24 protein-coding genes and 7 tRNA genes are annotated in these 25544 nt (G+C 64.1%); 7 read left to right on the forward strand and 24 right to left on the reverse strand.

Going from position 1 to position 25544, the window contains the following annotated elements:
* Positions 1-18 precede the first annotated feature (18 nt).
* From ACVWY1_RS15970 to gltX, 8 genes are all read right to left on the reverse strand, one after another.
* Positions 19-558, reverse strand: coding sequence for a TetR/AcrR family transcriptional regulator (locus ACVWY1_RS15970; RefSeq protein WP_102685389.1), 540 nt, complete (start codon positions 556-558; stop codon positions 19-21).
* A gap of 172 nt (positions 559-730) precedes the next feature.
* Positions 731-806, reverse strand: a tRNA-Glu gene (locus ACVWY1_RS15975).
* A gap of 42 nt (positions 807-848) precedes the next feature.
* A tRNA-Ala gene (locus tag ACVWY1_RS15980) sits at positions 849-924 on the reverse strand.
* 67 nt (positions 925-991) lie between these two features.
* Positions 992-1067: transfer RNA gene (locus ACVWY1_RS15985), tRNA-Glu, on the reverse strand.
* A gap of 42 nt (positions 1068-1109) precedes the next feature.
* Positions 1110-1185, reverse strand: a tRNA-Ala gene (locus tag ACVWY1_RS15990).
* A gap of 52 nt (positions 1186-1237) precedes the next feature.
* Positions 1238-1313: transfer RNA gene (locus tag ACVWY1_RS15995), tRNA-Glu, on the reverse strand.
* 72 nt (positions 1314-1385) lie between these two features.
* Positions 1386-1461 (reverse strand) — tRNA-Ala (locus ACVWY1_RS16000).
* A gap of 292 nt (positions 1462-1753) precedes the next feature.
* Complete coding sequence (gltX, locus tag ACVWY1_RS16005; protein ID WP_046854712.1) at positions 1754-3235, reverse strand: glutamate--tRNA ligase; 1482 nt, start codon at positions 3233-3235, stop codon at positions 1754-1756.
* A gap of 141 nt (positions 3236-3376) precedes the next feature.
* Between gltX and ACVWY1_RS16010 the strand changes: the two genes are divergently transcribed.
* Both ACVWY1_RS16010 and ACVWY1_RS16015 read left to right on the forward strand, forming a co-directional pair.
* Positions 3377-4432, forward strand: a complete 1056-nt coding sequence (locus ACVWY1_RS16010) for an HlyD family secretion protein (protein ID WP_110704140.1) — start codon at positions 3377-3379, stop codon at positions 4430-4432.
* A 49-nt stretch (positions 4433-4481) separates the two neighbouring features.
* A complete protein-coding gene (locus tag ACVWY1_RS16015; protein ID WP_173862485.1) occupies positions 4482-5972 on the forward strand; it encodes an MDR family MFS transporter in 1491 nt (496 codons plus the stop codon).
* A 161-nt stretch (positions 5973-6133) separates the two neighbouring features.
* Here the strand turns inward: ACVWY1_RS16015 and uvrB are convergent, their stop codons facing one another.
* Positions 6134-8149, reverse strand: a complete 2016-nt coding sequence (gene uvrB, locus ACVWY1_RS16020) for an excinuclease ABC subunit UvrB (protein WP_110704136.1) — start codon at positions 8147-8149, stop codon at positions 6134-6136.
* 288 nt (positions 8150-8437) lie between these two features.
* Between uvrB and ACVWY1_RS16025 the strand changes: the two genes are divergently transcribed.
* Complete coding sequence (locus tag ACVWY1_RS16025) at positions 8438-9634, forward strand: amino acid aminotransferase (RefSeq protein ID WP_277505189.1); 1197 nt, start codon at positions 8438-8440, stop codon at positions 9632-9634.
* Positions 9635-9695: 61 nt separating this feature from the next.
* Positions 9696-9771: transfer RNA gene (locus ACVWY1_RS16030), tRNA-Asn, on the forward strand.
* A 54-nt stretch (positions 9772-9825) separates the two neighbouring features.
* Here ACVWY1_RS16030 and ACVWY1_RS16035 read toward each other — a convergent pair.
* The 13 genes from ACVWY1_RS16035 to ccmA form a co-directional block, all read right to left on the reverse strand.
* Positions 9826-10242, reverse strand: a complete 417-nt coding sequence (locus ACVWY1_RS16035) for a cupin domain-containing protein (RefSeq protein WP_277505190.1) — start codon at positions 10240-10242, stop codon at positions 9826-9828.
* A 109-nt stretch (positions 10243-10351) separates the two neighbouring features.
* A complete protein-coding gene (locus tag ACVWY1_RS16040; RefSeq protein WP_111532663.1) occupies positions 10352-11140 on the reverse strand; it encodes a PhzF family phenazine biosynthesis protein in 789 nt (262 codons plus the stop codon).
* A gap of 49 nt (positions 11141-11189) precedes the next feature.
* Positions 11190-12128: a 2-hydroxyacid dehydrogenase gene (locus ACVWY1_RS16045; RefSeq protein WP_277505191.1), complete on the reverse strand. Its 939-nt coding sequence runs from the start codon at positions 12126-12128 to the stop codon at positions 11190-11192.
* Positions 12129-12272: 144 nt separating this feature from the next.
* Positions 12273-12698 (reverse strand): hypothetical protein, encoded by a 426-nt coding sequence (locus ACVWY1_RS16050; protein WP_038706546.1) that lies wholly within the window; start codon positions 12696-12698, stop codon positions 12273-12275.
* A 13-nt stretch (positions 12699-12711) separates the two neighbouring features.
* The gene (gene ccmI, locus ACVWY1_RS16055) at positions 12712-13899 is read right to left on the reverse strand and encodes a c-type cytochrome biogenesis protein CcmI (protein ID WP_457378495.1); all 1188 of its coding nucleotides are present in this window, start codon (positions 13897-13899) and stop codon (positions 12712-12714) included.
* A complete protein-coding gene (locus ACVWY1_RS16060) occupies positions 13892-14368 on the reverse strand; it encodes a cytochrome c-type biogenesis protein (protein ID WP_457378496.1) in 477 nt (158 codons plus the stop codon). Before ACVWY1_RS16060 ends, ccmI begins: the two co-directional genes overlap by 8 nt.
* Positions 14365-14901 carry a DsbE family thiol:disulfide interchange protein gene (locus tag ACVWY1_RS16065; protein WP_457378497.1) on the reverse strand — a complete coding sequence of 179 codons (537 nt, stop codon included), beginning with the start codon at positions 14899-14901 and terminating at the stop codon, positions 14365-14367. Before ACVWY1_RS16065 ends, ACVWY1_RS16060 begins: the two co-directional genes overlap by 4 nt.
* Entirely contained in the window at positions 14898-16871 is a 1974-nt protein-coding gene (locus tag ACVWY1_RS16070; RefSeq protein ID WP_457378523.1) for a heme lyase CcmF/NrfE family subunit, read from the reverse strand. The genes ACVWY1_RS16065 and ACVWY1_RS16070 overlap by 4 nt, the downstream gene beginning before the upstream one ends.
* 11 nt (positions 16872-16882) lie before the next feature.
* The gene (ccmE, locus tag ACVWY1_RS16075; RefSeq protein WP_023632021.1) at positions 16883-17338 is read right to left on the reverse strand and encodes a cytochrome c maturation protein CcmE; all 456 of its coding nucleotides are present in this window, start codon (positions 17336-17338) and stop codon (positions 16883-16885) included.
* Positions 17335-17511: a heme exporter protein CcmD gene (gene ccmD / locus ACVWY1_RS16080; RefSeq protein WP_457378498.1), complete on the reverse strand. Its 177-nt coding sequence runs from the start codon at positions 17509-17511 to the stop codon at positions 17335-17337. Before ccmD ends, ccmE begins: the two co-directional genes overlap by 4 nt.
* Positions 17508-18275 carry a heme ABC transporter permease gene (locus ACVWY1_RS16085; RefSeq protein ID WP_102685090.1) on the reverse strand — a complete coding sequence of 256 codons (768 nt, stop codon included), beginning with the start codon at positions 18273-18275 and terminating at the stop codon, positions 17508-17510. The genes ccmD and ACVWY1_RS16085 overlap by 4 nt, the downstream gene beginning before the upstream one ends.
* A gap of 46 nt (positions 18276-18321) precedes the next feature.
* The gene (gene ccmB, locus ACVWY1_RS16090) at positions 18322-18990 is read right to left on the reverse strand and encodes a heme exporter protein CcmB (RefSeq protein WP_277505196.1); all 669 of its coding nucleotides are present in this window, start codon (positions 18988-18990) and stop codon (positions 18322-18324) included.
* Positions 18987-19619, reverse strand: a complete 633-nt coding sequence (ccmA, locus tag ACVWY1_RS16095; RefSeq protein ID WP_102685091.1) for a cytochrome c biogenesis heme-transporting ATPase CcmA — start codon at positions 19617-19619, stop codon at positions 18987-18989. Before ccmA ends, ccmB begins: the two co-directional genes overlap by 4 nt.
* A 133-nt stretch (positions 19620-19752) precedes the next feature.
* Between ccmA and fliK the strand changes: the two genes are divergently transcribed.
* The 3 genes from fliK to ACVWY1_RS16110 all read left to right on the forward strand — a co-directional run bounded on the left by fliK (position 19753) and on the right by ACVWY1_RS16110 (position 24467).
* On the forward strand, positions 19753-21309 hold the full coding sequence (fliK, locus tag ACVWY1_RS16100) for a flagellar hook-length control protein FliK (protein ID WP_457378499.1): 1557 nt from the start codon (positions 19753-19755) through the stop codon (positions 21307-21309).
* Positions 21306-21650 carry an EscU/YscU/HrcU family type III secretion system export apparatus switch protein gene (locus ACVWY1_RS16105; protein ID WP_102685093.1) on the forward strand — a complete coding sequence of 115 codons (345 nt, stop codon included), beginning with the start codon at positions 21306-21308 and terminating at the stop codon, positions 21648-21650. The genes fliK and ACVWY1_RS16105 overlap by 4 nt, the downstream gene beginning before the upstream one ends.
* Before the next feature lie 66 nt (positions 21651-21716).
* Complete coding sequence (locus ACVWY1_RS16110; protein ID WP_457378500.1) at positions 21717-24467, forward strand: dermonecrotic toxin domain-containing protein; 2751 nt, start codon at positions 21717-21719, stop codon at positions 24465-24467.
* Positions 24468-24604: 137 nt separating this feature from the next.
* Here the strand turns inward: ACVWY1_RS16110 and ACVWY1_RS16115 are convergent, their stop codons facing one another.
* Both ACVWY1_RS16115 and ACVWY1_RS16120 read right to left on the reverse strand, forming a co-directional pair.
* Complete coding sequence (locus ACVWY1_RS16115; RefSeq protein ID WP_023630608.1) at positions 24605-25000, reverse strand: DUF2802 domain-containing protein; 396 nt, start codon at positions 24998-25000, stop codon at positions 24605-24607.
* Position 25001: 1 nt separating this feature from the next.
* Positions 25002-25481 (reverse strand): chemotaxis protein CheW, encoded by a 480-nt coding sequence (locus tag ACVWY1_RS16120; protein WP_023630607.1) that lies wholly within the window; start codon positions 25479-25481, stop codon positions 25002-25004.
* Positions 25482-25544: the final 63 nt, after the last annotated feature.

A 25544-nucleotide genomic window follows, 5' to 3' on the forward strand; every position in this document is an offset into this window, starting at 1 on the left:
GCTCCAGGGTCAGGTTGCTCAAATCACCGCCGACTTGGCGGCACGCAGTATCCGGTCGGACAGCTCGCCATCGCCCAGGGCGCGGGCCACGGCGAGGCCGCCAACCATCAGGGCGAAATCGGCGAGAGCCTTGTCGATGTCCTCGGGGCGATCGACCATTTGCGCGGTCATCAGCTCGATGTGTTCGGCCAGCACGTCACGGAAGGCGTCCGGCAGGCGCTGCATTTCGCTCAGCGCATTGGGAATCGGGCAGGCCTGCACCTCGGCATCGCGGTGCTTGCGCGACAGGTAGAAGGCCGCGACCAAGGCACGCCGCTCAGTACCGTCAAGGGCTGGATCAAGCTGGGCGAGCAAGGCACGGCGTTCGGCTAGCAGCTGGCTGAAGGCTTCGAGCATGAGCTCGTCCTTGCTGTCGAAGTGGGCATAGAAGCCGCCGACCGTCAGCCCCGCGGCGCCCATGACCTGGCTGACGCTCGGATCGGCCGGTCCCTGCTGGACCAGTGCGCTGCGCGCCGCATCGAGGATGCGTTGGCGGGTCTTGCTCTTCTTGTCGCTCATGGCTCACCTCTAAATATTATGATTAACATATTATGCTCATAATATTTTCTGGCAAGCGGAATCTGTGGCCGTTGATCGGCACAGCTGGACTTTTTCGGAGAGCGGAAAAAACAAAAGGCCCATTCAATAAGCGAATGAGCCTTATAAGTCCTGCAAAACGCAGGTAAAAAATTGGCGTCCCCTAGGGGACTCGAACCCCTGTTACCGCCGTGAAAGGGCGGTGTCCTAGGCCACTAGACGAAGGGGACTTTAACCTTCGTGCCGACCCGCTGTTGCGAATCGTGGCGAATTGGTGGAGCTAAGCGGGATCGAACCGCTGACCTCCTGCATGCCATGCAGGCGCTCTCCCAGCTGAGCTATAGCCCCGAGTAAAACAAAAGACTCATCGATCTGGATGATGAGCCTTTCAACTCCCGCAAAACGCGGGTAAAAGTGGCGTCCCCTAGGGGACTCGAACCCCTGTTACCGCCGTGAAAGGGCGGTGTCCTAGGCCACTAGACGAAGGGGACGTAACCTTCGTGCCGATCCGCTCTCGCGAATCGCGGCAAAATTGGTGGAGCTAAGCGGGATCGAACCGCTGACCTCCTGCATGCCATGCAGGCGCTCTCCCAGCTGAGCTATAGCCCCGGATTTCTAGCCTCTCGGCCCAGCGACATCTGCAACATCGCTTGTGCAAAACTGGCGTCCCCTAGGGGACTCGAACCCCTGTTACCGCCGTGAAAGGGCGGTGTCCTAGGCCACTAGACGAAGGGGACGAACCTTCTTACCTTCAAGACCCGTTCGCTGGAACCGGTCTTGCCTGACGGCCTTGGCCATCAAGCGGAATTTGGTGGAGCTAAGCGGGATCGAACCGCTGACCTCCTGCATGCCATGCAGGCGCTCTCCCAGCTGAGCTATAGCCCCACAATGTCGCTTTGAACCGAAGCGCTGGCTGGGTGCCTGGCGTTTCGTTTTCGTTCATCGCTGTGGACGGGGCGCATATTAAGATCGGATTGCAAGGCTGTCAAACGAATTTTCGAAAATATTCAAAAATTTTTTCACAGATAACAATCACTTACCGCCCTGCCCTGCCCCTCTGCGAGGAGTGCGGCCCGTGGGAGCGGGCTTGACCCGCGATGGCGGTCATGAATCCGACATCGCAATCGCGGGGCAAATCGGGTCGCCGCATCGCCGCTCCCACGTGGCTGGAAAGCAATCAGGCGATGTTCGCCAGCAGCTTTTCCCACTCCTTGTTTTCCTTCTTCGACACGCCGCCGAGCAGGTCGATGGCCTGGCGCAGACGGTAGCGGGTCAGGTCGGGGCCGAGGATTTCCATGGCGTCGAGCACCGACACCGAGCTGGCCTGGCCGGTGATGGCGGCGAACATCAGCGGCATGGCGTCGCGCAACTTGAGCTCCAGCGACTCGACCACGGCCTGGATGCAGGCGGTGATGCGGTCCTTTTCCCACTGGCGCAGGCTTTCCAGCTTCCACAGGATCAGCTGCATCACCTGGCGTACCTGGTCGGCCGACAGTTTCTTGCTCTCGAACAGCTTGGCATCGAGCTTCAGCGCGCCTTCAAAGAAGAAGCCGCCCAGCGGGGCAACCTGGCTGAAGGTTTCGACCCGGCCCTGAACATGCGGGGCGATCTTCATCATGTAGTCGCTGTTGAACGCCCACTTCTGCACGCGCGCGGCGAACTCTTCCACCGGCAGTTCACGCAGCCATTGGCCGTTGAGCCACGACAGTTTCTCGATATCGAAAATCGGCCCGCCCAGGGAGATGCGCGACAGGTCGAAGTGCTCGACCATCTCGGCCAGCGAGAACTTCTCGCGCTCGTCCGGCATCGACCAGCCCATGCGCCCCAGGTAGTTGAGCATGGCTTCGGGCATGAAGCCCATGCGCTCGTAGAAGGTCACCGAGGTCGGGTTCTTGCGCTTGGACAGCTTGCTCTTGTCCGGGTTGCGCAGCAGCGGCATGTAGCACAGCTTGGGCTGCTCCCAGCCGAAGTACTCGTACAGCTTGATCAGCTTGGGCGCCGATGGCAGCCACTCTTCACCACGCAGCACATGGGTGATGCCCATCAGGTGGTCGTCGACCACGTTGGCCAGGAAGTACGTCGGCAGGCCGTCGTTCTTCATCAGCACCTGCATGTCCATGCGATCCCATGGAATCTCGACATCGCCACGCAGCATGTCCGGGACCACGCAGATGCCTTCGCTCGGCACCTTCATGCGAATCACGTGGGGCTCGCCAGCGGCCAGGCGGCGCTGCACTTCCTCGTCGCTCAGCAGCAGCGCGCGGCCGTCATAGCGCGGGGTTTCGCCGCGAGCCATCTGCTCGGCACGCATCTGCTCCAGCTCTTCGGCGGTGCAGAAGCAGTAGAAGGCATGGCCTGCATCGACCAGCTCCTTGGCATATCTGGCGTAGATCTCGCCGCGCTCGCTCTGCCGGTACGGGCCATGCGGGCCGCCGACGTCCGGGCCTTCGTTCCATTCGATGCCGAGCCAGCGCAGTGCGTCGAAGATCTGCTGCTCCGACTCACGGGTGGAGCGCAACTGGTCGGTGTCTTCGATACGCAGGATGAACTCACCGCCATGCTGCTTGGCGAAGCAGTAGTTGAACAGGGCGATGTAGGCGGTGCCGACATGGGGGTCGCCGGTGGGCGATGGCGCAATACGCGTGCGAACGGTGGTCATTGAGAGTCTCGAACGAAGAGAAACAAAGGCGCGATGTTAGCAGGGAGCGGGCATCGGGCTCCAGCAATGGCGCTATCGTCACTTGTGACCTTGCCATCGGCCGCTGTTAAATTTACTTACACTTTTGCAATTAATGCCCCCATGCCTAGCCCACTCAAACGTCGCTTGCTGGTCTTCATCACCCTGGTGCTGCTGGTCGGCCTCGCCTTCCTGGCCCACTGGTACTTCAAGGGACGCTTCTACGAGAGCACCGACAACGCCTATGTGCAGGGCGAGATCACGCGTATCTCCAGCCAGCTGGGGGCGCGTATCGACGAGGTGCGCGTCGAGGACAACCAGCACGTGAGCAAAGGCGACGTGCTGGTGCGCCTGGAGGCCGCTGACTTCGAGCTGGCCGTCGAGCGTGCTCGCGCCGCCCTGGCCAGCCGGGAAGCCGAACTCGCCCAGGCGCGCAGCCGCCTGACCCAGCAAGGCAGCCTGATCGCGGCGGGCCAGGCCCAGGTTGCCGCCAACCAGGCCACCCTCGACCGCTCGCAACTGGACCTCAACCGCGCCCAGGCCCTGCGCAAACCTGGGTTCGTCTCCGAAGAGCGAGTGACAACCCTATCGGCCGAAAGCCATGTCGCCCGCTCCCAGGTGGACAAGGCCCAGGCCGACCTCAAGGGCCAGCGCCAACAGGTCGACGCCCTGGCCGCCGAACTCAAGCGCCTCGACGCGCAGATCGCCAATGCCCACGCCGACCTGGCCCAGGCCGAGCTGAACCTGACCCGCTGCGCGATCCACGCGCCGATCAGCGGCACCATCGGCCAGCGCAACGCACGCAACGGCCAGGTGGTGCAGGCCGGCGCCTACCTGCTGTCTATCGTCCCCGACGAAGACATCTGGGTACAGGCCAACTTCAAGGAAACCCAGATCGGCAGGATGCACCCCGGCCAACGCGCCGAGCTGGTGTTCGACAGCTACCCCGATACACCGGTCGAAGGCCGTGTCGACAGCCTGTTCGCCGCCTCCGGCGCGCAGTTCAGCCTGCTGCCGCCGGACAACGCCACCGGCAACTTCACCAAGGTCGTACAGCGCCTTCCGGTCAAGCTGACCTTCGCCGCGGACAACCCCCTGCACGGTCGCATCCGTCCAGGCATGTCGGTTACCGTCACCGTCGACCTGCGTGGCGAAGACGACGACCAGCATGGCCGGTGACGCGCTGCTGCGCCCCACCGCCGAGCCGACCCGGCGCGACTGGATCGCGGTGATGAGCGTGATGCTCGGCGCCTTCATGGCGGTGCTGGACATCCAGATCACCAACTCCTCGCTCAAGGACATCCAGGGCGCGCTGTCGGCGACCCTGGAGGAAGGCTCGTGGATCTCCACCTCCTACCTGGTGGCCGAGATCATCATGATCCCGCTGACCGCCTGGCTGGTGCAGCTGCTCTCGGCCCGACGCCTGGCGGTGTGGGTGTCGCTGGGCTTTCTGCTGTCGTCGCTGCTGTGCTCGATGGCCTGGAACCTAGAGAGCATGATCGTGTTCCGCGCCCTGCAGGGCTTCACCGGCGGCGCGCTGATCCCGCTGGCCTTCACCCTGACGCTCATCAAACTACCCGAGCACCACCGCGCCAAGGGCATGGCCATGTTCGCCATGACCGCCACCTTCGCCCCGTCCATCGGCCCGGCCCTGGGCGGCTGGCTGACCGAGAACTGGGGCTGGGAATACATCTTCTACATCAACATCCCGCCGGGGCTGCTGATGATCGCCGGGCTGCTCTACGGGCTGGAGAAGAAGGAAGCCCACTGGGAACTGCTCAAGAGCACCGACTACGCCGGCATCGTCACCCTCGGCCTGGGCCTGGGTTGCCTGCAGGTGTTTCTCGAGGAAGGCCATCGCAAGGACTGGCTGGAGTCGGGCCTGATCGTCAGCCTGGGCACCGTCGCCCTGCTCGCCCTGATCCTGTTCGTGATCCTGCAGTTCTCCCGGCCGCACCCGTTGATCAACCTGCGCATCCTCGGCAACCGCAACTTCGGCCTGTCGAGCATCGCCAGCCTGGGCATGGGTGTCGGCCTGTATGGCTCGATCTACCTGCTGCCGCTCTACCTGGCGCAGGTGCAGGGCTATAACGCCCTGCAGATCGGCAAGGTGATCATGTGGATGGGCGTACCGCAGCTGTTCCTGATCCCGCTGGTACCGCAACTGATGAAGGTGATCCCGCCCAAGGTGCTGTGCGCCCTGGGCTTCTGCCTATTCGGCGCGGCCAGTTTCGGCTCCGGCGTGCTCAACCCGGATTTTGCCGGCCCGCAGTTCAACCAGATCCAGGTGATCCGCGCCCTCGGCCAGCCGATGATCATGGTGACCATCTCGCTGATCGCCACCGCCTACATCCAGCCGCAGGACGCGGGGTCGGCTTCGAGCCTGTTCAATATCCTGCGCAACCTGGGAGGCGCCATCGGCATCGCCCTGCTGGCGACGCTACTGGATGCGCGGACCAAGGTGTACTTCGACTATTTGCGCGAGGCGGTGGTGCCGAACAATCCGCAGGTCGCCGAACGCCTGGCGCAACTGGCCGAACGCCTGGGCAGCGACAATGCGGCACTGGGCAAACTGTCCGAGATCACCCATCAGCAGGCCTTGATCATGGCCTACAACGATGCCTTCCACTTTGTCGGCGTCGGCCTGGTGGTGAGCATGCTGGCGGTGCTGTTGACGCGCAAGCTGCCACAGGGGTTGAAGGCCGGGGAAGCACATTGAGGGGGCGCTACCCTCCCCATCGCCGGCAAGCCGGCTCCCACACCGACCGCGTCGATTTCAAGGTATTTACCCAAACTTGCGCAAACCCTGTGGGAGCCGGCTTGCCGGCGAATGGGCTGCGAAGCGGCCCCTGTCTCCCACAGAGATAACACCCTGATCCATCAACTGGCCAGCAAGCGTTCGCGCAACTGTCCGATCTCGTCGCGCAATTGCGCCGCCGCCTCGAACTCCAGGTCGCGGGCAAACTGGAACATCTTCTCTTCCAGTTGCTTGATGCGCTTGGTGATCTGTGCCGGGGTCTGCAGCTCGACCTCGTAGCGCCCGGCCTCTTCCGCCGCCTTGGCCATGCCCTTGCGCTTCTTACTGCGGGCTCCGGGCACGGTGGCGCCTTCAAGGATGTCGGTGATGTCCTTGACCACGCCCTTGGGCACGATGCCGTTGGCCTGGTTGAAGGCGACCTGCTTCTCGCGGCGTCGCTCGGTCTCGTCGATGGCGCGCTGCATGGAGCCGGTGATGTTGTCGGCGTAGAGAATCGCCCTGCCGTTGAGGTTACGCGCAGCGCGGCCGATGGTCTGGATCAGCGAGCGCTCCGAGCGCAGGAAACCTTCCTTGTCGGCGTCGAGGATCGCCACCAGCGACACCTCGGGCATGTCCAGGCCCTCGCGCAGCAGGTTGATCCCCACCAGCACGTCGAAAGTCCCCAGGCGCAGGTCGCGGATGATCTCGACCCGTTCGACGGTGTCGATGTCCGAGTGCAGGTAGCGCACCCGCACATCGTGGTCGGCCAGGTAGTCGGTGAGGTCCTCGGCCATGCGCTTGGTCAGCGTGGTGGCCAGCACCCGCTCGCCCAGGGCGACGCGCTTGCCGATCTCCGACAGCAGGTCGTCGACCTGGGTCAGGGCCGGGCGCACCTCGACCTGCGGGTCGACCAGGCCGGTCGGCCGCACCACCTGCTCCACCACCCGCCCGGCGTGCTCGGCCTCGTAGGGTCCGGGGGTAGCCGAGACGAAGATGGTCTGCGGGCTGACCGCCTCCCACTCATCGAAACGCATGGGCCGGTTGTCCAGTGCCGACGGCAGGCGGAAGCCGTACTCCACCAGGGTTTCCTTGCGCGAACGGTCGCCCTTGTACATGGCGCCGACCTGCGGAACGCTGACGTGGGATTCGTCGATCACCAGCAGCGCGTCATCCGGCAGGTAGTCGTAGAGCGTGGGCGGCGGCGCGCCGGCCGGGCGGCCGGAGAGGTAGCGCGAGTAGTTCTCGATGCCGTTGCAGTAGCCCAGCTCGAGGATCATCTCCAGGTCGAAGCGGGTGCGCTGCTCCAGGCGCTGCGCCTCGACCAGCTTGTTGCTCGAGTTCAAGTACTCAAGGCGCTGCTTGAGTTCTTCCTTGATGCCGTCCACCGCCTCGACCAGGGTTTCCCGCGGGGTCACGTAGTGGCTCTTGGGGTAGAAGGTGAACCGCGGCAGCTTGCGGATGACCTCGCCGGTGAGCGGGTCGAAGGCGGCGATGTTCTCCACTTCGTCATCGAACAACTCGATGCGGATGGCCTCCAGGTCCGATTCGGCCGGGAAGATGTCGATCACGTCGCCGCGCACGCGGAAGGTGGCGCGGGCGAAATCCATCTCGTTGCGGGTGTATTGCAGATCGGCCAGGCGCCGCAGCAGAGCGCGCTGGTCGAGCTTGTCGCCACGGTCGACGTGCAGGACCATCTTCAGGTACGTCTCGGGGCTGCCCAGGCCGTAGATGCACGATACGGTGGTGACGATGATCGCGTCGCGCCGCTCCAGCAGCGCCTTGGTCGCCGACAGGCGCATCTGTTCGATATGGTCGTTGATCGAGGCGTCCTTCTCGATGAAGGTGTCCGACGACGGCACATAGGCTTCCGGCTGGTAGTAGTCGTAATAGGAGACGAAGTATTCGACGGCGTTGTTCGGGAAGAATGCCTTGAACTCGCCGTAGAGCTGGGCGGCCAGGGTCTTGTTCGGCGCCAGCACCATGGTCGGGCGCTGCACCTGCTGGATGACGTTGGCGATACTGAAGGTCTTGCCCGAGCCGGTCACCCCGAGCAGGGTCTGGTGCGAAAGGCCGGCGTCGATGCCCTCGACCATCTGGCGGATGGCCTCGGGCTGATCGCCGGCCGGCTGGAAGCGGGTGACGAGCTGAAACTCGGACATGACGGACCTCGTGGATGTCGCGGCAACTGTAAATTTAGCCAGTAGTCTATACCCAAATGCGCCCCCGGGGCGCCAGATTCAAGCGCGACCCTCGCCCCTTCAAGGCAATGGACCGGGCAATTCGACCAATGGTCGAAAAATATTTGCGCAAACAGCCGGAAAAGCTGCGCCAGACTGTCGCAGTGACCGGTGGGTATCACTATACTGACTCCCCGTTTGCGCACCGCTTCAGTGCCTTCGGCTGGAGCGTGGCGACCCTATCACTCTCCTATCAGAGCCAAGGTAACAATGAGCCTGTTTTCCGCTGTCGAGCTGGCACCCCGCGACCCTATCCTGGGCCTCAACGAAGCATTCAACGCCGATTCACGCACCGACAAGGTGAACCTGGGCGTGGGCGTCTACTGCAATGAGGAAGGCCGCATCCCGCTGCTGCGCGCGGTGATCGCAGCCGAGACCGCCCGTGCCGCCCAGCACGCCTCCCGCGGCTATCTGCCGATCGACGGCATCGCCCAGTACGACCAGGCCGTGCAGAAGCTGATCTTCGGCGCCGAATCGCCGTTGCTGGCCGCAGGCCGCGTGGTCACCGTGCAGGCTGTCGGCGGTACCGGCGCGCTGAAGATCGGCGCCGATTTCCTCAAGCGCCTGCAGCCGGGTGCCGTGGTCGCCATCAGCGACCCGAGCTGGGAAAACCACCGCGCCCTGTTCGAGAGCGCCGGCTTCCCGGTACAGACCTACCGCTACTACGATGCCGCCAGCCAGGACGTCAACCGCGCCGGCATGCTCGAAGACCTGAACAGCCTGCCATCGGGCTCGGTCATCGTGCTGCACGCCTGCTGCCACAACCCGACCGGCGTCGACCTGTCGCTGGACGACTGGAAGAACGTGCTGGAAGTGGTCAAGGCCAAAGGCCACATCCCGTTCCTCGACATGGCCTACCAAGGCTTCGGTGCCGGCATCGACGAAGACGCCTTCGCCGTGCGCCTGTTCGCCGAATCGGGCCTGGAGTTCTTTGTCTCCAGCTCATTCTCCAAGTCGTTCTCGCTGTACGGCGAGCGTGTTGGTGCACTGTCGATCGTCACCGCCTCGAAGGACGAGAGCACCCGCGTGCTGTCGCAGGTCAAGCGGGTTATCCGCACCACCTACTCCAACCCGCCGACCCACGGCGCCAGCATCGTCGCCGCGGTGCTCAACAGCCCCGAGTTGCGCCAGATGTGGGAGACCGAGCTGGCCGAGATGCGCGAGCGTATCCACGGCATGCGCAAGCAGATGGTCGAGCTGCTGGCCGAGTACGGCGCCAAGCGTGACTTCAGCTTTGTCGGCCGCCAGTGCGGCATGTTCTCCTACTCGGGCCTGACCGTTGAACAAGTGGCACGCCTGAAGAACGAGTTCGGCATCTACGCGCTGGACACTGGCCGCATCGCAGTCGCCGCGCTGAACCAGAGCAACATCCACGTGGTCACCAAGGCCATCGTAGAAGTGCTGTAACTGCTTGATTGTCTTGGGGAAGCTTGACTTCCCCGAGACACGCAGTAAGATACGCGCAGATTCCGCGATAGCTCAGTCGGTAGAGCAAATGACTGTTAATCATTGGGTCCCTGGTTCGAGTCCAGGTCGCGGAGCCAAACACTGAAAACCTCCAGATGCGCAAGCACTGGAGGTTTTTTATTGCCTGCGGTTCAGCGCTTTGGCAACGGCTCGGTCACCGGCTTGCCCTCCTCCACCAGGCTCCATACCAGAAGCTTGGCTGGCGCGCTTTTACTGGCATTGCGTGAGACGCTGTGCACCGTCCCCGGGGCCTCGTACCAGAATTCGCCGGCCTTGTAGGTCTTCTCCGGTTCGTCATTGAGCTTGGATGTCACCGCCCCTTCCAGCACATAGGCCATGACCGCAGCCGGATGCCAGTGGCCGGGCGATGCCTCGCCAGGGGCATAGCTCACCGTGAGCATCACGGCTTTGTTGCCGGGGGCATTGGTGGGGAGCTGTTCCTGGAGGATGCTGACCTGATCGGGCTTTTCGCCATGTGCCCAGGCCAGGGACAGTGGGGCGAGCAGGCCGAGCGTCAGCAGGGCTGCGGGGAAATGGACAGATCGCATGGGGCTTCTCCTGTAGGGATCTGCCTGCAGGTTAAGCCCGGCATCACCAGGGGCAAACGGCCAATTCGCGGAAAAAGCGGGAGGCCGATTGGCCGCCCGCCAGCGGCACTCAAATAAAAATCACACCCCGCAGATACAGCGCCCCCCGCCCACTGATGATCACTCGCCCATTGCCCGGCACATCACACTGCAACTGCCCCTTGCGCGCCCCACCCTGCTCACAGCGCAAGCTGTTTTTGCCCAGCCGCTCAGCCCAATAAGGCGCCAGGGAAGTGTGGGCCGACCCGGTTACCGGATCTTCATTGACGCCCACCCTCGGCCCGAACCACCGCGTGACGAAATCGAACCCACGCCCCGCCGCCGTCACTGCAATCCCCCGCACATCGAATGACGACAACGCCACGAAATCCGGCTTGAGCCCTTCGATCAGCGAAGCATCGTCAATCACCAACACATAATCGTCCGTCCGATACAACGCCCGGGCCTCGCTCAACCCCAACGCCTCGAGCAACCCCGGCGCAATCTCGACGGCAACCGGCTGCTTGGCCGGGAAATCCATCGCCAGCAGACCATCGGCATTGCGGCTCACCCGCAACTCCCCGCTGCGGGTATTGAAGCGCAGCACCTCGGCCTGCTCCCCCAGTTGCTCGAACAGCACCCAGGCCGCGGCCAATGTCGCATGACCGCACAGATCGACTTCCACCGCCGGGGTGAACCAGCGCAGGTCGAACGCTTCGCCATTTCGCACGAAGTAAGCCGTTTCGGACAGGTTGTTCTCTTCGGCGATGCGCTGCAGAACGTCGTCGGCCAACCACTGCTGCAGGGGAATCACCGCCGCAGGGTTGCCGCCGAAAGGCGTGGACGAAAAGGCATCGACCTGGAAGATCTCTAGTTGCATGCAAAGGCTCCTCAAGCCCGGCGCAGTGCCGGGCGGACTCGAAAAGGATTCAACCGCGAACCGGGGTCAGCACCGGCTCGCCGGCAAAGAACGCCTGCAGGTTGCGCAGCACCAGGGTCACGGTGTCGCGCGCCGCTTCCGGCGACTGCCCGGCCACATGCGGGGTCAGCACCGTGTTGCCCAGCGCCTTCAGCGCAGCGGGCACTGCCGGCTCGTCGTCGAACACATCCAGCGCGGCCCCCGCGATCACGCCCTGTTCAAGGGCCGTGACCAACGCCGTGGTATCCACGACGCTGGCCCGGGCGATATTGACCAGGTAGCCCTCGGCGCCCAGGGCCGCCAGCACCGGGGCATCGACCAGATGCCGGGTAGCAGCGCCGCCGGGCGTGGCGACCACCAGGATGTCCACGGCATCGGCCAGGTGCAACGGGCTGTCGTACCAGGTGTACGGTTGGTCCTGGCGGGATGTGCGGCTGTGGTAGCTGACATTCATGTCGAAGCCCTGGCTCGCACGGCGGGCGATGGCCTGGCCGACCGCGCCCAGGCCGATGATGCCCAGGCGCTTGCCGCTGACCGAGGGGCTGATCACCCGGTTCCACTCGCCGCGCCGGGTACTGGCATCGGCACGCGGGATATCGCGCAACAGCGCCAGTAGCAGCGCCATGGCGTGGTCGGCGACGGGACCGGCGTTTGCCCCAGCGCCATTGGTAACGGTAATACCGCGCGCTGCGGCGGCCTCGAGGTCGACCTGCTCGTAGCCGGCACCGATCACGCAGATGATCTTGAGTTGGGTCAACGTGGCAATTTCGTCGGCCGTGAGGCCCAGCGGACCGCGGGTGAGCACGGCGTCGATCTCGTCGGCATGGCGGGCGATGGCGTCGGCGCGCATCTGCGGCGACGGTGCGCGGATCAGCCGGTAGCCGGCCTGTTCCAGTAGCGGCAGGTAGTCATCGACGGTTTCCACCAGCACCAGGACTGTCTTGCTCATGCCACCCTCCGGTTGTATGCGAAGGGGGATTATGCCAGCTGTTGGCGCCGCCGGCCCTGTCGCGGGGCAAGCCCGCTCCCACGCCAGCCCCAAACGATGGCCTCCCGTGGGAGCGAGCTTGCCCCGCGATCAGGCCAACGGCAATTATTGCGCGAACGCCCTGCCCAGGCCGCCCGGCACGCCACTGCTGTCGGTTTCCTGCCAAGGCCCGCTAGGACTGAGCGACCAGCTCCAGCCATTGTTCCAGCGATAATAGGTGCGCTGACGGTAGAAGGTGTTGGGTTGCTTCTCCAGTACATAGACCCCCAGCTTCGGGTCCCAATGGCTGGCGCCACCGGGCGGCGGCGCGAAGCTGGCAGAAGTGCGTGGCATGGGCTTGGGAATCGCCGCCGGCTTGCTCGGCTGGGTACCCGGCTGGCCACCTGGCAGTGGCTTGACCACCGGCCCCTGGTGCGGTGGCGGCGTGGTCTCGATAGGCGGCAGCGGTTCACGCTCCCCCGGCTGGTGCACCGTACACGCGGAAAGACCCAGGGCCAGGGTGATCAGGGTCAGGCGGACGGTGCTGTTCATGACGGTTGCTCTCTTACGGATCGGGGCTGTCGATGGTCAGGTGCTGGGTGGCCTGGGTGGTGGTGGCCAGTGGCGCACTCTGGCCCTTCCACTCGCCGCGGGTCGGCACGCCTGCGCGCGAGACTCGGGCAACCAGTTGGACTTCGGTGAAGTCCGACAGTTTCATCTGCGGCATCATCGCGTCGGCATCCGACAGCTCCACTTCGATCGGCAACTGCGCCACCGTCACCCGCTTGGCCGCCAGCGGCATGGGCGGGCCATTGCTGGCGCGGGCGAAGATGAACACGGTGTCATCCGGGCGCACCTTGTCCTTGAGCGCCGCGCCCAGCTCGACCCGTACTTTCAGGCGCGCAGCCTCGGCGACCTTGCCGCCGCCGGCCTTGAGCTTGTCGGCGGCACGATCGATGCCACCCTGCAACGCGGCACGGGAGGCATCGCCCTCCGGCAGTTGCGCCAACAGGCGCTGCCAGAAGTCGATGGCTTCCTGGAAGCGTTCGCCCTCGAATGCAGCGATGCCACGCAGGCCAAGGCTGGTGACTTCCCGTGGGTCCGCTTTCAGCGCTTCATCGGTGAGCGCTTGCAGTTGCGCCGACCATTGTTTGTCGGCGGCGAAGTACAGCGCCTGGGCCCATTGCCCGAGCAGCTCGGGTTGGCGCCCGGCAAGGGCCACGGCACGCTCGAAGGCCTTGGCCGCGTCGGCCGGCCGTTGCTCGGCCATATAGGCCCGGCCAAGGAAATACAGACCTTCGGCCGAATCCGGCTGGGCCTGCACCGCGCGCTCCAGGCGTGTGGTCATTTCGCTCATCGACTGCGGCGCGCTGGCGAACTCCTGGGTCAGCTCGACCTTGTCGGCTGCGCCGAAGTGCAGGTAGAGCCCCAGGGCCATCGCCGGCACCAGCACCGCCGCCAGCAGCGGGATGGCCTTGCCCAGGCGGCCCAGGCGCACGGCCTCGTCGCGTTCGGTATCGGCCAGCAGCTCGCGGGCGGCTTCGTCACGTCCCGTGGCCAGCTGTCGATCATCGAGCACCCCGGCCGCCTGCTGGGCAGCCAGCTCGGCGACCCGCTCCTCGTAGAGCGCCACATTGAGTGCGGTACGGTCTTGTTCGGCCTGCTGGCGGCGGTGGCCACGCAGGATCGGCAACAGCAGGAAAGCCAGGGCGGCGAGCAGCAGCAGGCCCGCGCTAAGCCAGAATTCAGTCATGGGTACGTTCTTTATCCAGCAGTTTGGCCAGACGCTCGCGTTCGTCGGCGGACAGTTCGGTGTTGCCGGCCACAGCCTGCCCGCGGCGACGGCGGACGATCACCGCCAACACCACGAAACCACTGGCCAGGAGGATACCCGGGCCGAACCACAGCAACCAGGTGCGCCCGCTGAGCGCCGGCTTGTAGCGCACGAAGTCGCCATAGCGATCGACCATGAAATCGACGATCTGCTGGTTGTTCTTGCCTTCGCCCAGCATGCGGAAGATCTCGCGGCGCAGGTCGGCGGCGATCGGTGCGTTGGAGTCGGCGATGTCCTGGTTCTGGCACTTGGGGCAGCGCAGCTCCTTGGTCAGTTGCTGGTAGCGCTCACGCTCGGCTTCGTCGCGGAACTGATAGGTGTCGATGGCGGCCTTGGCCACCCCGGCCAGGCTCAGGCCAAGCACGGCAGCGGTAAGCCAGCGCCTCATGGCTTGGCCTCGTCGACCAGGTCCTGATACAGCGGCGCCAGCTGCTCACGCCACACCGTGGCATCGACCACACCGACATGCTTGTAGCGGATGATGCCCTTGGCGTCGATCAGGAAGGTTTCCGGCGCGCCGTACACCCCCAGGTCCAGGCCCAGCGTGCCTTGCTGGTCGGCAATGTTCAGCTGGTAAGGGTTGTGGAACTCGGCCAGCCACTTCAGCGCGGCGGCATTGTCGTCCTTGTAGTTGACCCCGTGGATCACCACACCCTGTTCGGCCAGCCGGTTCAGGTACGGGTGCTCGACCTTGCAGGACGGGCACCAGGTACCCCACACGTTGACCAGCGCCGGGCGCCCGAGCATGTCGGCCTGGGTCAGGGTGCGGTCATCCTGCACCGACGCCAGGGAGAATGCCGGGAATGGCTTGCCGATCATTGCCGAAGGCAGTTCGTCGGGCTTGAGGAACAACCCCTTGTAGAGAAAGACCGCCACCAGCAGGAACACCGCCAGCGGCACGACCATGATCCAACGCTTCATGCCGTTGCTCCAGACACGCCCAGGGCCTCACGCACCCGGGTCTTGACCTTGACGCGGTAGCGCCGGTCGAGGGCCGCCAGCAAGCCGCCCAGGCCGGTCAGCAGACCGCCCAACCAGATCCAGCGGACATAAGGTTTGATATGCACCCGCACCGCCCAGGCGCCGTTTTCCAGCGGCTCCCCCAAGGCGACATACAGGTCTCGGGTGAAACCGGCATCGATGCCGGCCTCGGTCATCATCGACTGCTGCACGGTGTACAGGCGTTTTTCCGGGTGCAGCACGGACACTTCGCGGCCATCGCGCGAAACACGCACAGTGCCCTTGTCGGAGATGAAGTTCGGCCCTTCGAAGTGTTTGGCACCCTCGAACAGGAAGTGGTAACCGCCCAGCTCGACGGTCTCGCCCGGCGCCATGCGCAGGTCGCGCTCGGCACTGTTATTGCTCGACAACACCACGCCCAGGGCACAGACCACCAGCCCCAGGTGAGCCAGGTGCATGCCCCAGTAGCTGCGGTTGAGCCCACCAAGGCCTTTGACCAGGCCCTTGTGACGGGTCTTGTCGAGAATGTCGCGCACGCCGCTCAGGACTACCCAGGCGGCCAGGGCGAACACGCTGAGGGCTGGCCAGTCGAAATCATCGACGATCAGCCCGGCGACCGGCGCCAGCACCGCGCTGCCAACCAGCACCGGGGTCAACATGCCGGCCAGCCACTTGCCGGGGGTATCCTTCCAGCGCACCACCACACCGATACCCAGCACCACCATCAGCAGCGCCATCAGCGGCAGGAACAAGGCGTCGAAGTACGGCGGGCCGACCGACAGCTTGGCCCCGGTCAGGGCATCGAGCACCAGCGGGTACAGCGTGCCGAGCAGGATCATCGACGCCGCCACCACCAGCACCAGGTTGTTGGCCAGCAGCAAGGTTTCACGGGACCACAGCGCAAAACCCACCTGGCTCTTGACTACCGGGGCGCGCAGGGCGAACAGGGTCAGCGAGCCGCCGACCACGAACAACAGGAAGAACAGGATGAAGATGCCGCGCGAAGGGTCGGCGGCGAACGCGTGCACCGAGGTCAGTACACCCGAGCGCACCAGGAATGTACCCAGCAGACTCAGGGAGAACGCGGCGATGGCCAGCAGCACGGTCCAGCTCTTGAACACCCCGCGCTTCTCGGTGACCGCCAGCGAGTGGATCAGCGCCGTGCCCACCAGCCAAGGCATGAACGAGGCGTTTTCGACCGGGTCCCAGAACCACCAGCCGCCCCAGCCCAGTTCGTAGTAGGCCCACCACGAGCCTAGGGTGATGCCGACGCCCAGGAAAGCCCAGGCGACGATAGTCCAGGGCCGCGACCAGCGCGCCCAGGCCGCGTCCAGGCGCCCGCCGAGCAAGGCGGCGATGGCAAAGGCGAAGGCCACCGAGAAGCCCACATAACCCATGTACAGCATCGGTGGGTGGACGATCAGGCCGAAGTCCTGCAGCAGCGGGTTGAGGTCGCGACCGTCGCCCGGTACCTGCGGCAGCAGGCGCTGGAACGGATTGGAAGTGATGATCAGGAAACTCAGGAAGCCCACGCTGATCATGCCCATGACCGCCAGCACCCGGGCCAGCATCACCTGGGGCAGCTGGCGCGAGAAGATCGACACGGCGAAGGTCCAGCCGCCGAGGATCAGCGCCCACAGCAGCAGCGAGCCTTCGTGCGCGCCCCACACGGCACTGAACTTGTAGTACCAGGGCAAGGCGCTGTTGGAGTTGCTGGCCACATAGGCGACCGAGAAGTTGTCGGTCATGAAGGCATGGGTAAGGCAGGCGAAGGCGAAAGCCAGGAAGGCGAACTGCCCCCAGGCCGCCGGCCGTGCCAGGCCCATCCACAGACTGTCGCCGCGCCAGGCGCCGAGCAGCGGCACGCTGGCCTGCACGGCGGCGAAGCAGATGGCCAGGATCATCGCCAGCTGGCCCAGTTCGGGGATCACCAGGGCTGCGTTCATGGCTTGGCCCCCGCATCACTGGCGGCCTGGCCGCTTTCTTTCAGGGCCTTGGTGACTTCCGGCGGCATGTACTTCTCATCGTGCTTGGCCAAAACCTCATCGGCCACCACCACGCCATCGGCATTGAGCTTGCCAAGGGCGACGATGCCCTGCCCTTCGCGGAACAGGTCAGGGAGGATGCCGCGGTAGGTGATCGGTACCGACTTGCTGTAGTCGGTGACCACGAAACGTACGTCGAGCGAATCGGCCGAGCGCTGCACCGAGCCCTTCTCGACCATGCCACCAGCGCGGATGCGGGTGTCCAGGGGCGCCTCGCCGTTGGCGATCTGCGTCGGGGTGTAGAACAGGTTGATGTTCTGCTGCAGCGCACTCAGGGCAAAGCCCACGGCGACGCCGACACCGGCCAGCAGGCCGAGGATGATGAACAGGCGTTTCTTGCGCTGCGGATTCACAGTTTGTTCTCCCGGCGCAGACGACGCGCCTCTTCTTGCAGGTAGCGACGGCGGGCCAGCAGGGGCGCGGCGACATTCAGCGCCAGCACCGCCAAGCAGATGCCGTAGGCCGACCAGACGTACAGGCCATGGTGGCCCATGGCGAGGAAATCACTGAAGGAGGCAAAGCTCATCGTGCCGCCTCCCGGCCAAGCTGGCTCAATACCTCATCCTTGACCCAACTGGCCCGCGCCTCGCGCTTGAGCACTTCCAGACGCATGCGCAGCAACAGCACGGCGCCGAAGAAGCAATAGAAGCCCAACGCGGTGATCAGCAGCGGCGCCCACATTTCCACCGGCATTGCCGGCTTTTCGGTGAGGGTGAAGGTGGCGCCCTGGTGCAGGGTATTCCACCACTCCACCGAGTACTTGATGATCGGGATGTTGATCACACCGACGATCGCCAGTACCGCACAGGCCTTGGCCGCGCTGTCGCGGTTGCTGATGGCCTGGCCCAGGGCAATGATGCCGAAGTACAGGAACAGCAGGATAAGCATGGAGGTCAGGCGCGCATCCCAGACCCACCAACTGCCCCAGGTGGGCTTGCCCCAGATCGCCCCGGTGACCAGCGCCACCGCGGTCATCCAGGCACCGATGGGCGCCGCGCACTGCAGCGCGACATCGGCCAGTTTCATCTTCCACACCAGCCCCACCACGCCTGCCACGGCGAGCATCACATAGCACGACTGCGCCAGCATGGCGGTCGGCACATGGATATAGATGATGCGGAAGCTGTTGCCCTGCTGGTAGTCCTGGGGGGCAAAGGCCAGGCCCCAGGTGATGCCGACCAGCATTAGCACGATGGCGCAAACGGTCAGCCATGGCAGCATGCGGCCGCTGATGGCATAGAACCATTTGGGGGAACCCAGCTTGTGGAACCACGTCCAGCTTATTTTCATCAGGGTACATCCAGGGTATTGGCCGGGCTGCAATGCCCGGCACTCGTTATTCGCCGACGCTGATCTTCAGGCCGGCCGCGATCGCAAAGGGTGCCAGTGTCACCGCCAGGGCCGTCAGGCTGGCGAGCCAGAGCAGATGGCCGGTGGCGGGCATATTCTGCAATGCCGCCTGCAACGCACCACTGCCCAGGATCAATACAGGGATATACAACGGTAGAATCAGCAACGCCAGCAGCAGGCCGCCGCGCTTGAGACCGACCGTCAGCGCCGCGCCCACCGCGCCCAGAAGGCTCAGCACCGGGGTGCCCAGCAGCAAGGAGGCGAGCAGCACCGGCAGGCAACTGGGCGGCAGGCCCAGCATCAGCGCCAGCAATGGTGCCAACAATACCAGCGCCAACCCGGAAAAGATCCAGTGCGCCAGCACCTTGGCCAGCACCAGAATGGCCAGCGGATGCGGCGAAAGCACCCACTGCTCGAGCGAGCCGTCCTCGAAATCACTGCGAAACAACCCGTCCAGCGACAACAATACCGCCAGCAAGGCCGCTACCCAGACCAGTCCTGGCGACAAGGTTTGCAACAATTGTGTCTCGGGCCCCACCGCCAGCGGGAACAGGGCGACGACAATGGCGAAGAACACCAGCGGGTTGGCCAGCTCCGCCGGGCGGCGGAACAACAGCCGCGCCTCGCGGCGCAACAGAAGGAGGAATACGCTCATGCCGCCCATTGTCCCAGGTTCAGCTCGCGATAGCCGGATGGCTTGCGTTCGAGCGTATGGTGGGTGGTCAGCACCACGGTACCACCCTGCTCGCAGTGCGCTGCAAGGTGGGCTTCCAGTTGCGCCACGCCCTGCTTGTCGAGGGCAGTGAACGGTTCGTCGAGGATCCACAGCGGCGGGCTGTCCAGGTACAGCCGGGCCAGGGCCACGCGGCGCTGCTGGCCGGCAGACAAGGTATGACAGGGCACGTCCTCGAAACCGCGCAGGCCGACGGCCTCCAGCGCCTTCCAGATCGCCTCGCGGTTGGCCGGGCGGTGCAACGCGCAGAGCCAGGCAAGGTTCTCTTCGGCGCTGAGCAGGTCCTTGATCCCGGCGGCATGGCCGATCCACAGCAGGATGCTGGCCAGGGCATGGCGTTGTTCGGCCAACGGCTGGCCCCCCAGCAGGATCTGCCCGGCGGTGGGTTGCATGAGCCCGGCCAGCAGGCGCAACAGGCTGGTCTTGCCGCTGCCATTGGGGCCGGCTACCTGCAGCATGTCGCCAGGGTGCAGTTCGAAGTGCAGGTGCTCGAATAGCAGCCGCCAGTCGCGCTCGCAGGCCAGGCCCGCGGCTTGGAGGTGAAGGGTCACGGTATCGCCTTATGCAGTCTGTGTCTCAAGTCGCATCAACCCTTGCCGTTATACTGGCAATGGCGAGCGAGCGGCATTATTGCACGCGTCACCGCACTGCCAAGAGGGCTGGTTCGACAGGTTGTATACAATCATGACTGAAATCAATAGTCTCAGCACACAAACCGCGGTAAGCGCCCAAGCGACACGGGTTGCGATGACCGGCGAGATGCTGCGCCTGCTGCAGGCCCAACCCGGCCTGCTGCCGCCTGGAGAAACCGCCAAGGCCGAGGTCATCACCCTGCGCCAGGTCGGCCAGGAATTCCAGATGCTGCTGCGGCTTGCCCAGGCCAACGGCAACCAGACACAAGTACTGACCACTGCCAGCCAGCCCATGCCGCCCGGCAGCCAGATCCTGGTCAGCCAGCCCGAGGCCAACCGCCTGGCGCTAATGGTGCAACAAGCCACTGCCAGCAACATCGCCACCCTGAACCAGCTCGACACCCGGCAGATGCCGGTCGGCACCTTGCTCCAGGCCAAGGTTCTGACCAGCCAGGCCTTGTCGCAGGGCCCTGGCCTGCCCGCGACCTTCCGTTCACTGGTGAGCCTGCTCAACAGCAGTCAGGCAGGTGCCACCCTGGCCATTGACAGCCCTCGACAGCTCCCCGTGGGCAGCCTGCTGAGCGCGCTGGTGCAGGGGGAGCAGGCGCTGCGTTTCGTGCCCCTGAGTGGCCGACAGGACCAGTTGGCCGTTACCCAGCACCTGTCGACCCAGCAGGGTCTCCAGGCTTCGCTGCCAGGCGTGCTCGCCAGCCTGCAACGAATCGCCAGCAGTCCCGATGCGCCCCCCGAGTTGCGCGCCAGCGCCGAGCGCCTGCTCACCAACCTGCCGGATGCCCGACAGATGGGAGACGCCAAAGGCCTGGCGCAGGCGCTCAACAACAGCGGAACGTTCTTCGAGTCCAAGCTTCTCGGCGGGCAGGCGAGCAGTATCGCGCCCGATCTCAAGGCTCAACTGGTCAAGCTGGTGGCCCAGGCACTGCCCGGTACCCCCGGACACCTGCCGCTGGCCACCGCGACCATCGCCCAGGCCTTGCCAGGCCTGGCCCGCAGCGCCCTGGGCATGCTTGGCCAGGTCAGCCCGCGACCACTGCCCAGTGCATTCCCCCTGCCCTCACGCCTGCTGCAGAAGCTGGAAAGCGAAGGCGATCTGCAACAATTGCTGCGCCTGGCCGCCGCCGCCATCTCCCGATTGCAAAGCCACTCGCTGTCCAGCCTGCAACAGAGCGGCACGCTCGAGAACGGCAATCAGCAGACCACCTGGCAAACCGAAGTACCGGTACGCCATGGCCAGGAATTCGTGCCCCTGCAGGTCAAGCTACAGCGCGAGGAAACCCCGGAACAGCAGGCCGAGCGGGAACGAGAACAGTCTGAACCGCTGGAAGCCCTGTGGCGTGTCGAGCTGGCCTTCGACCTCGCGCCACTGGGCCCATTGCAGGTACAGGCGCAACTGCTCCAGGGCCGGCTGTCAGGCCAGCTCTGGGCGCAACAGGAACGCACCGCGCGCCTGATCGACAGCCAGCTTGGCGCCCTGCGTGAGCGCCTGCTGGCCCGCGGTCTGGATGTGGGCGACCTGGAATGCCACCCGGGTATTCCGCCTCAGGGGCCACGCACACGCCTCGAACAACGCTGGGTGGATGAGACCGCATGAAGCACAAGCAACCGCGCCAGGCCATCGCCCTGAGCTACGACGGCCAGCAGGCCCCGACCCTGAGCGCCAAGGGCGACGACGAATTGGCCGAAGCCATCCTCGCCCTGGCCCGCGAGCATGAAGTGCCGATCTACGAGAACGCCGAGCTGGTACGGCTGCTGACGCGCCTGGAGCTGGGCGAACAGATCCCCGAGGCGCTGTACCTGACCATCGCCGAGATCATCGCCTTTGCCTGGCAGCTGCGTGGCAAGGTACCCCCTGGCTTCAGCGATGAGCCCAGCGCACCACGGGACGTGACTCCGGTAGCCGCGCTACTGCCACCGGGCGGCACTGATAATTAGCTACCGCCCCCTGCGTGCATAAGCCATTCAGCCTTGCCATTCCCATAAATGAGCAAGGTGAACAAAATGCCCACAAGCCGCATCAACGCCGCCGGCGTTCAGTACGTTGTCGACCACCTGAGCCATGTGCCGCGCCCGGATCTCGAAGCCAGCCGGGCAATTCAGCAATGGCTGGCACAACAGGGCCATGACCTGGCCGCTGCGCAGATCGACGTCGTCACCCTGCACTACCGCCCCGATGGACCGAATCGCTACCTTGCCGCGGTTACCCAACGCATGAGTTTGCCCCAGGCGGTACTGAGCAACTGGCAAGGTGAATCCAACAACAACCTGTTCGGCAGCCTGTTTGGCAACCCGTGGGCCGGCACCATGCCCGATCGTCCGCTACGCCTGGTGGAAACACTGCCAGCCCCCGCCTTCAATCACAACGGTGCCGCCTTCGAGGTGTTCAACGGTTTGTTCCGCCGTACCACGCCACAACGCTATGACACCTCGACTCACCTGCCGATAGCCGCAGAAGCTTTCCAAAGGTTCATAGAAGACCTGGACTTCCATACACCCTTCAAGACCCAGCTAGACCGATACTGGAACGAACATCTGCAAGACCACAGGCTTGCCTGCAAGCTCAATTTCATAGCGGCCTGTAACAAGCAGGTCGGCGAAGGCAGCCTCAGCGAGGCGGCCAGGACGCTCATCTGGCAAGCCGCCGGGTTGCTACCCTGCAGCAGGCAGCTGCACAGGAGTACGCTGAACATCTACGGCTACGCCGCTACCGACCTGTTATATCTGAACGACCCTGCCAGCGACCTGACCGTACTCTACATGCCCGGTAACAGCTCGCCATTGCTGGAGTTCAACAGCAAGACGCTTATGAAGGACTGGGTTGGCCGCCAGTGCCAGGATCCGGCAAAGCGCCACGCCTTTAAACAGTACTTCCGACTGGCCGACCGCCCGCAAGGCGTCGACTTCAGCGGCCTGGAAACCGCCCTCGATGGCCTGGCCGACTACCCGGCCCGTCACCCATTGCCCCCCGAACACGGCTACTTCAATGATGACGGCACCTGGCCGCCACGGACCTATGTCGACTATCGGCCCGGCAAATACAACCCAAGGCTTGAAGGCGACCTTTTCCAGGCACTGGCCGAGCGTCAGCGCCAACGCAGTTACGACGATGCCGACTTTCTCATCACCCGCGACAGCCAAGTCAGCAAAGCCCGCTGGATCGGCTATCTGACCACCACACTCAACCTGCTGGCACCGTTGTGTCTCGTGGTGCCGGGCCTTGCCCCGCTGCTGGCCCTGGGCGGCGTCGTACAGTTGGGCCTGGGGCTCGACCAGGCGATCAACGGTCGGACACTGCAAGAGAAGGAAGCCGGTGTCGGGAACATCACCTGGGGCCTGTTCAATGCCGTGCCATTGGCAATCGCTGGCGCCCGTGGAGCCAAGGCGCTGTTCGCATTCAAAAGCGAGGGCTTCGTCCCGCCAACGCGCCTGAACGAACAGATCGGTTACCCATTGAGCCCGAGCACCCCACCCCGCTTTCCAGCGCCTGAGGGTGCCCGCTATTTCCACACACCCGACTCGATCCTGCCGCTGCCGGACGGCGATCAGGCCATCACCGACTCCGTTGTACGAACGCCGCTCTACAACGGCGAACCCGACAACCTCGATGTGAGTATCCATGGCTACAACAATCGTGTGGTCTACGACATCGAGCGCGATGTCTTCATTCAAGAGGATGAGCTCAACGAGATCGATCCAGTCGGTTACATTGCCCAGGCAGGCAGCAAGGACCTGGTGCCGGCACCCTCCACCCGTTCAGTCACCAACACCATGCGCACCCGTAGCCTGCGCGCGCTGGGGATCGATCTTCCATTGCCGGTGGAAGTACCGATGCAAGCCGCGGACAGCCACCCCATCCCGAAGAGGATCAATTGCCTCTGGGTGGGCGACAAAGTCATCAACCCTGAACTGCTGACCAACCTGGGCAAGAATGCCGCACGGCTCAAGGACAGTGACTATTCTCTGCGCCTGTTCCTTTCGCGCGCCAACCCCGACGTCTACGCCGAAAACCAGTGGCTGCTCGCTGCGCAAGCACCAGGGCTGCAGGTTCTGCCGCTGGAAGAGCAAGCCTTCTTCAGAGCGTTTCGCCAGAGCAAGTACTTCGCCCAATATGATGCAGCGCTGGATGGCAATGGCGGTATCGCCAGCAACTACGCCTCGGCATCCGACGTGTTGCGCTACCCTATGCTGCACCACGAAGGGGGCTTGTACATGGATGTGGACGATACCCTGCTGAGCCAAGGGGACCGTCCGCAGCTAATCAATGGGCAACCGGCGGAGAGCCCCAACGAAGCCATCGACCAGGTTGAATTGAGCACTACACCCGATGGCTTGCTGCTGGCGCCCCCGATGTCCAACGAAAAGATGGGCATGAACTGCCTTTACAACACCAGCCTGATCGGCAGCCACCCTGGCAACCCCACCCTCGAGGCGATTTCCGAAGAAATGCATGCCCGCTTCCAGACCAACTCGGACTTCTACGACAGCAAGCCCAGCCTGGCCGATGACCCGGCCAACTTCTATCGCTATGCCAACCGCCTCAGCCGCATGACCGGCCCAGCCTTGCTCAGCGATGTGGTCGACCGCCACTTGCCGGCGCTGCGCACCTTGCGCCAGGTCATCAATCTGTACGCCATGCCGCGGATCAACGCCTACCAGTTCATCGACCTGCAACGTGGCAAGGAGGCCATACGCACGATGCTGCCGCTGAACCGTTTCGCCCAGGTCGGCGGCAATCATTCCTGGAGCAAATAATCAGTCGTACAGTGCGGGGGACTACCGCAAACAGTTATTGAATGGCCCTGTATCGCGAGCAGGGTGCGCAACAATGATTGCCAGTCGTCGTGATTTGAAAGCCCAAAAAAACAGGGCGACTTTCATCGCCCCGTTCATCACTCGCCGCGGTGCAGCTTGCTCATCAACTGCGCCTCGGCCTGGGTCAACCCGCAGGTCTGGGTCAGCTCCTCGACGCTGGCACCCATCCCCACCAGCTTGGCGGCCTGGGCGAAGGTGACGCTGTTGGGGTCGCGCTGCTCGAGTTGCTGGAGCTTCTCGGGCAGCGGCGCCACCACCGCACGCAGTTCATGGATCGCCTCGCCCATGCGCACGGTGCCGTTCTGGTAATCGTCCAGGCGTTTGGCGAGGTCCTTGATGCGCTGGTCACGCAGCGCATCGCCCTGCGCCTGCTGGGCGGCCAGCTCGCGCTGGCGCTTGCTGTAGTTGAGAAAGAACCACAGGCTCAGTGCCCACAGCAGCGCCAGGAAGATGACAGCAACCTCGAAGATCAACTCAGATGTTCTCCAGCTCGGACCACTCTTCCTCGGTCATCATCTTGTCCAGCTCGACCAGGATCAGCAGCTCGCCATTCTTGTTGCACACGCCCTGGATGAACTTGGCCGATTCTTCGTTGCCGACGTTCGGCGCAGTCTCGATCTCCGACTGGCGCAGGTACACCACTTCAGCGACGCTGTCGACGAGGATGCCGACCACCTGCTTGTCCGCCTCGATGATGACGATACGGGTGTTGTCGGTGACTTCGCTCGACATCAGGCCGAAGCGCTGGCGGGTGTCGATCACCGTCACCACATTGCCGCGCAGGTTGATGATGCCCAGCACATAGCTGGGGGCACCCGGTACCGGGGCGATCTCGGTGTAGCGCAGGACTTCCTGCACTTGCATGACATTGATGCCGTAGGACTCGTTGTCCAGACGGAAGGTTACCCACTGCAGGATCGGATCTTCGGAACCTTGTGCAGACGACTTTTTCATTCCCCTAGCCCTCAAAATCCGCCATTGGCGGTGTGCTCTGTGTTGCCGCGGCAGTAGCGGCGT

The sequence above is a fragment of the Pseudomonas sp. TE6288 genome (genome assembly GCF_054062095.1).

Excerpts from the sequence above, each read along its gene's own strand:
- ACVWY1_RS15970 (WP_102685389.1), bottom strand. The coding sequence starts at position 558 with ATGAGCGACAAGAAGAGCAAGACCCGCCAACGCATCCTCGATGCGGCG.
- gltX (WP_046854712.1), bottom strand. The coding sequence starts at position 3,235 with ATGACCACCGTTCGCACGCGTATTGCGCCATCGCCCACCGGCGACCCC.
- ACVWY1_RS16010 (WP_110704140.1), top strand. The coding sequence starts at position 3,377 with ATGCCTAGCCCACTCAAACGTCGCTTGCTGGTCTTCATCACCCTGGTG.
- uvrB (WP_110704136.1), bottom strand. The coding sequence starts at position 8,149 with ATGTCCGAGTTTCAGCTCGTCACCCGCTTCCAGCCGGCCGGCGATCAG.
- ACVWY1_RS16025 (WP_277505189.1), top strand. The coding sequence starts at position 8,438 with ATGAGCCTGTTTTCCGCTGTCGAGCTGGCACCCCGCGACCCTATCCTG.
- ACVWY1_RS16035 (WP_277505190.1), bottom strand. The coding sequence starts at position 10,242 with ATGCGATCTGTCCATTTCCCCGCAGCCCTGCTGACGCTCGGCCTGCTC.
- ACVWY1_RS16040 (WP_111532663.1), bottom strand. The coding sequence starts at position 11,140 with ATGCAACTAGAGATCTTCCAGGTCGATGCCTTTTCGTCCACGCCTTTC.
- ACVWY1_RS16045 (WP_277505191.1), bottom strand. The coding sequence starts at position 12,128 with ATGAGCAAGACAGTCCTGGTGCTGGTGGAAACCGTCGATGACTACCTG.
- ACVWY1_RS16050 (WP_038706546.1), bottom strand. The coding sequence starts at position 12,698 with ATGAACAGCACCGTCCGCCTGACCCTGATCACCCTGGCCCTGGGTCTT.
- ccmI (WP_457378495.1), bottom strand. The coding sequence starts at position 13,899 with ATGACTGAATTCTGGCTTAGCGCGGGCCTGCTGCTGCTCGCCGCCCTG.
- ACVWY1_RS16060 (WP_457378496.1), bottom strand. The coding sequence starts at position 14,368 with ATGAGGCGCTGGCTTACCGCTGCCGTGCTTGGCCTGAGCCTGGCCGGG.
- ACVWY1_RS16065 (WP_457378497.1), bottom strand. The coding sequence starts at position 14,901 with ATGAAGCGTTGGATCATGGTCGTGCCGCTGGCGGTGTTCCTGCTGGTG.
- ccmD (WP_457378498.1), bottom strand. The coding sequence starts at position 17,511 with ATGAGCTTTGCCTCCTTCAGTGATTTCCTCGCCATGGGCCACCATGGC.
- ACVWY1_RS16085 (WP_102685090.1), bottom strand. The coding sequence starts at position 18,275 with ATGAAAATAAGCTGGACGTGGTTCCACAAGCTGGGTTCCCCCAAATGG.
- ccmB (WP_277505196.1), bottom strand. The coding sequence starts at position 18,990 with ATGAGCGTATTCCTCCTTCTGTTGCGCCGCGAGGCGCGGCTGTTGTTC.
- fliK (WP_457378499.1), top strand. The coding sequence starts at position 19,753 with ATGACTGAAATCAATAGTCTCAGCACACAAACCGCGGTAAGCGCCCAA.
- ACVWY1_RS16105 (WP_102685093.1), top strand. The coding sequence starts at position 21,306 with ATGAAGCACAAGCAACCGCGCCAGGCCATCGCCCTGAGCTACGACGGC.
- ACVWY1_RS16110 (WP_457378500.1), top strand. The coding sequence starts at position 21,717 with ATGCCCACAAGCCGCATCAACGCCGCCGGCGTTCAGTACGTTGTCGAC.
- ACVWY1_RS16120 (WP_023630607.1), bottom strand. The coding sequence starts at position 25,481 with ATGAAAAAGTCGTCTGCACAAGGTTCCGAAGATCCGATCCTGCAGTGG.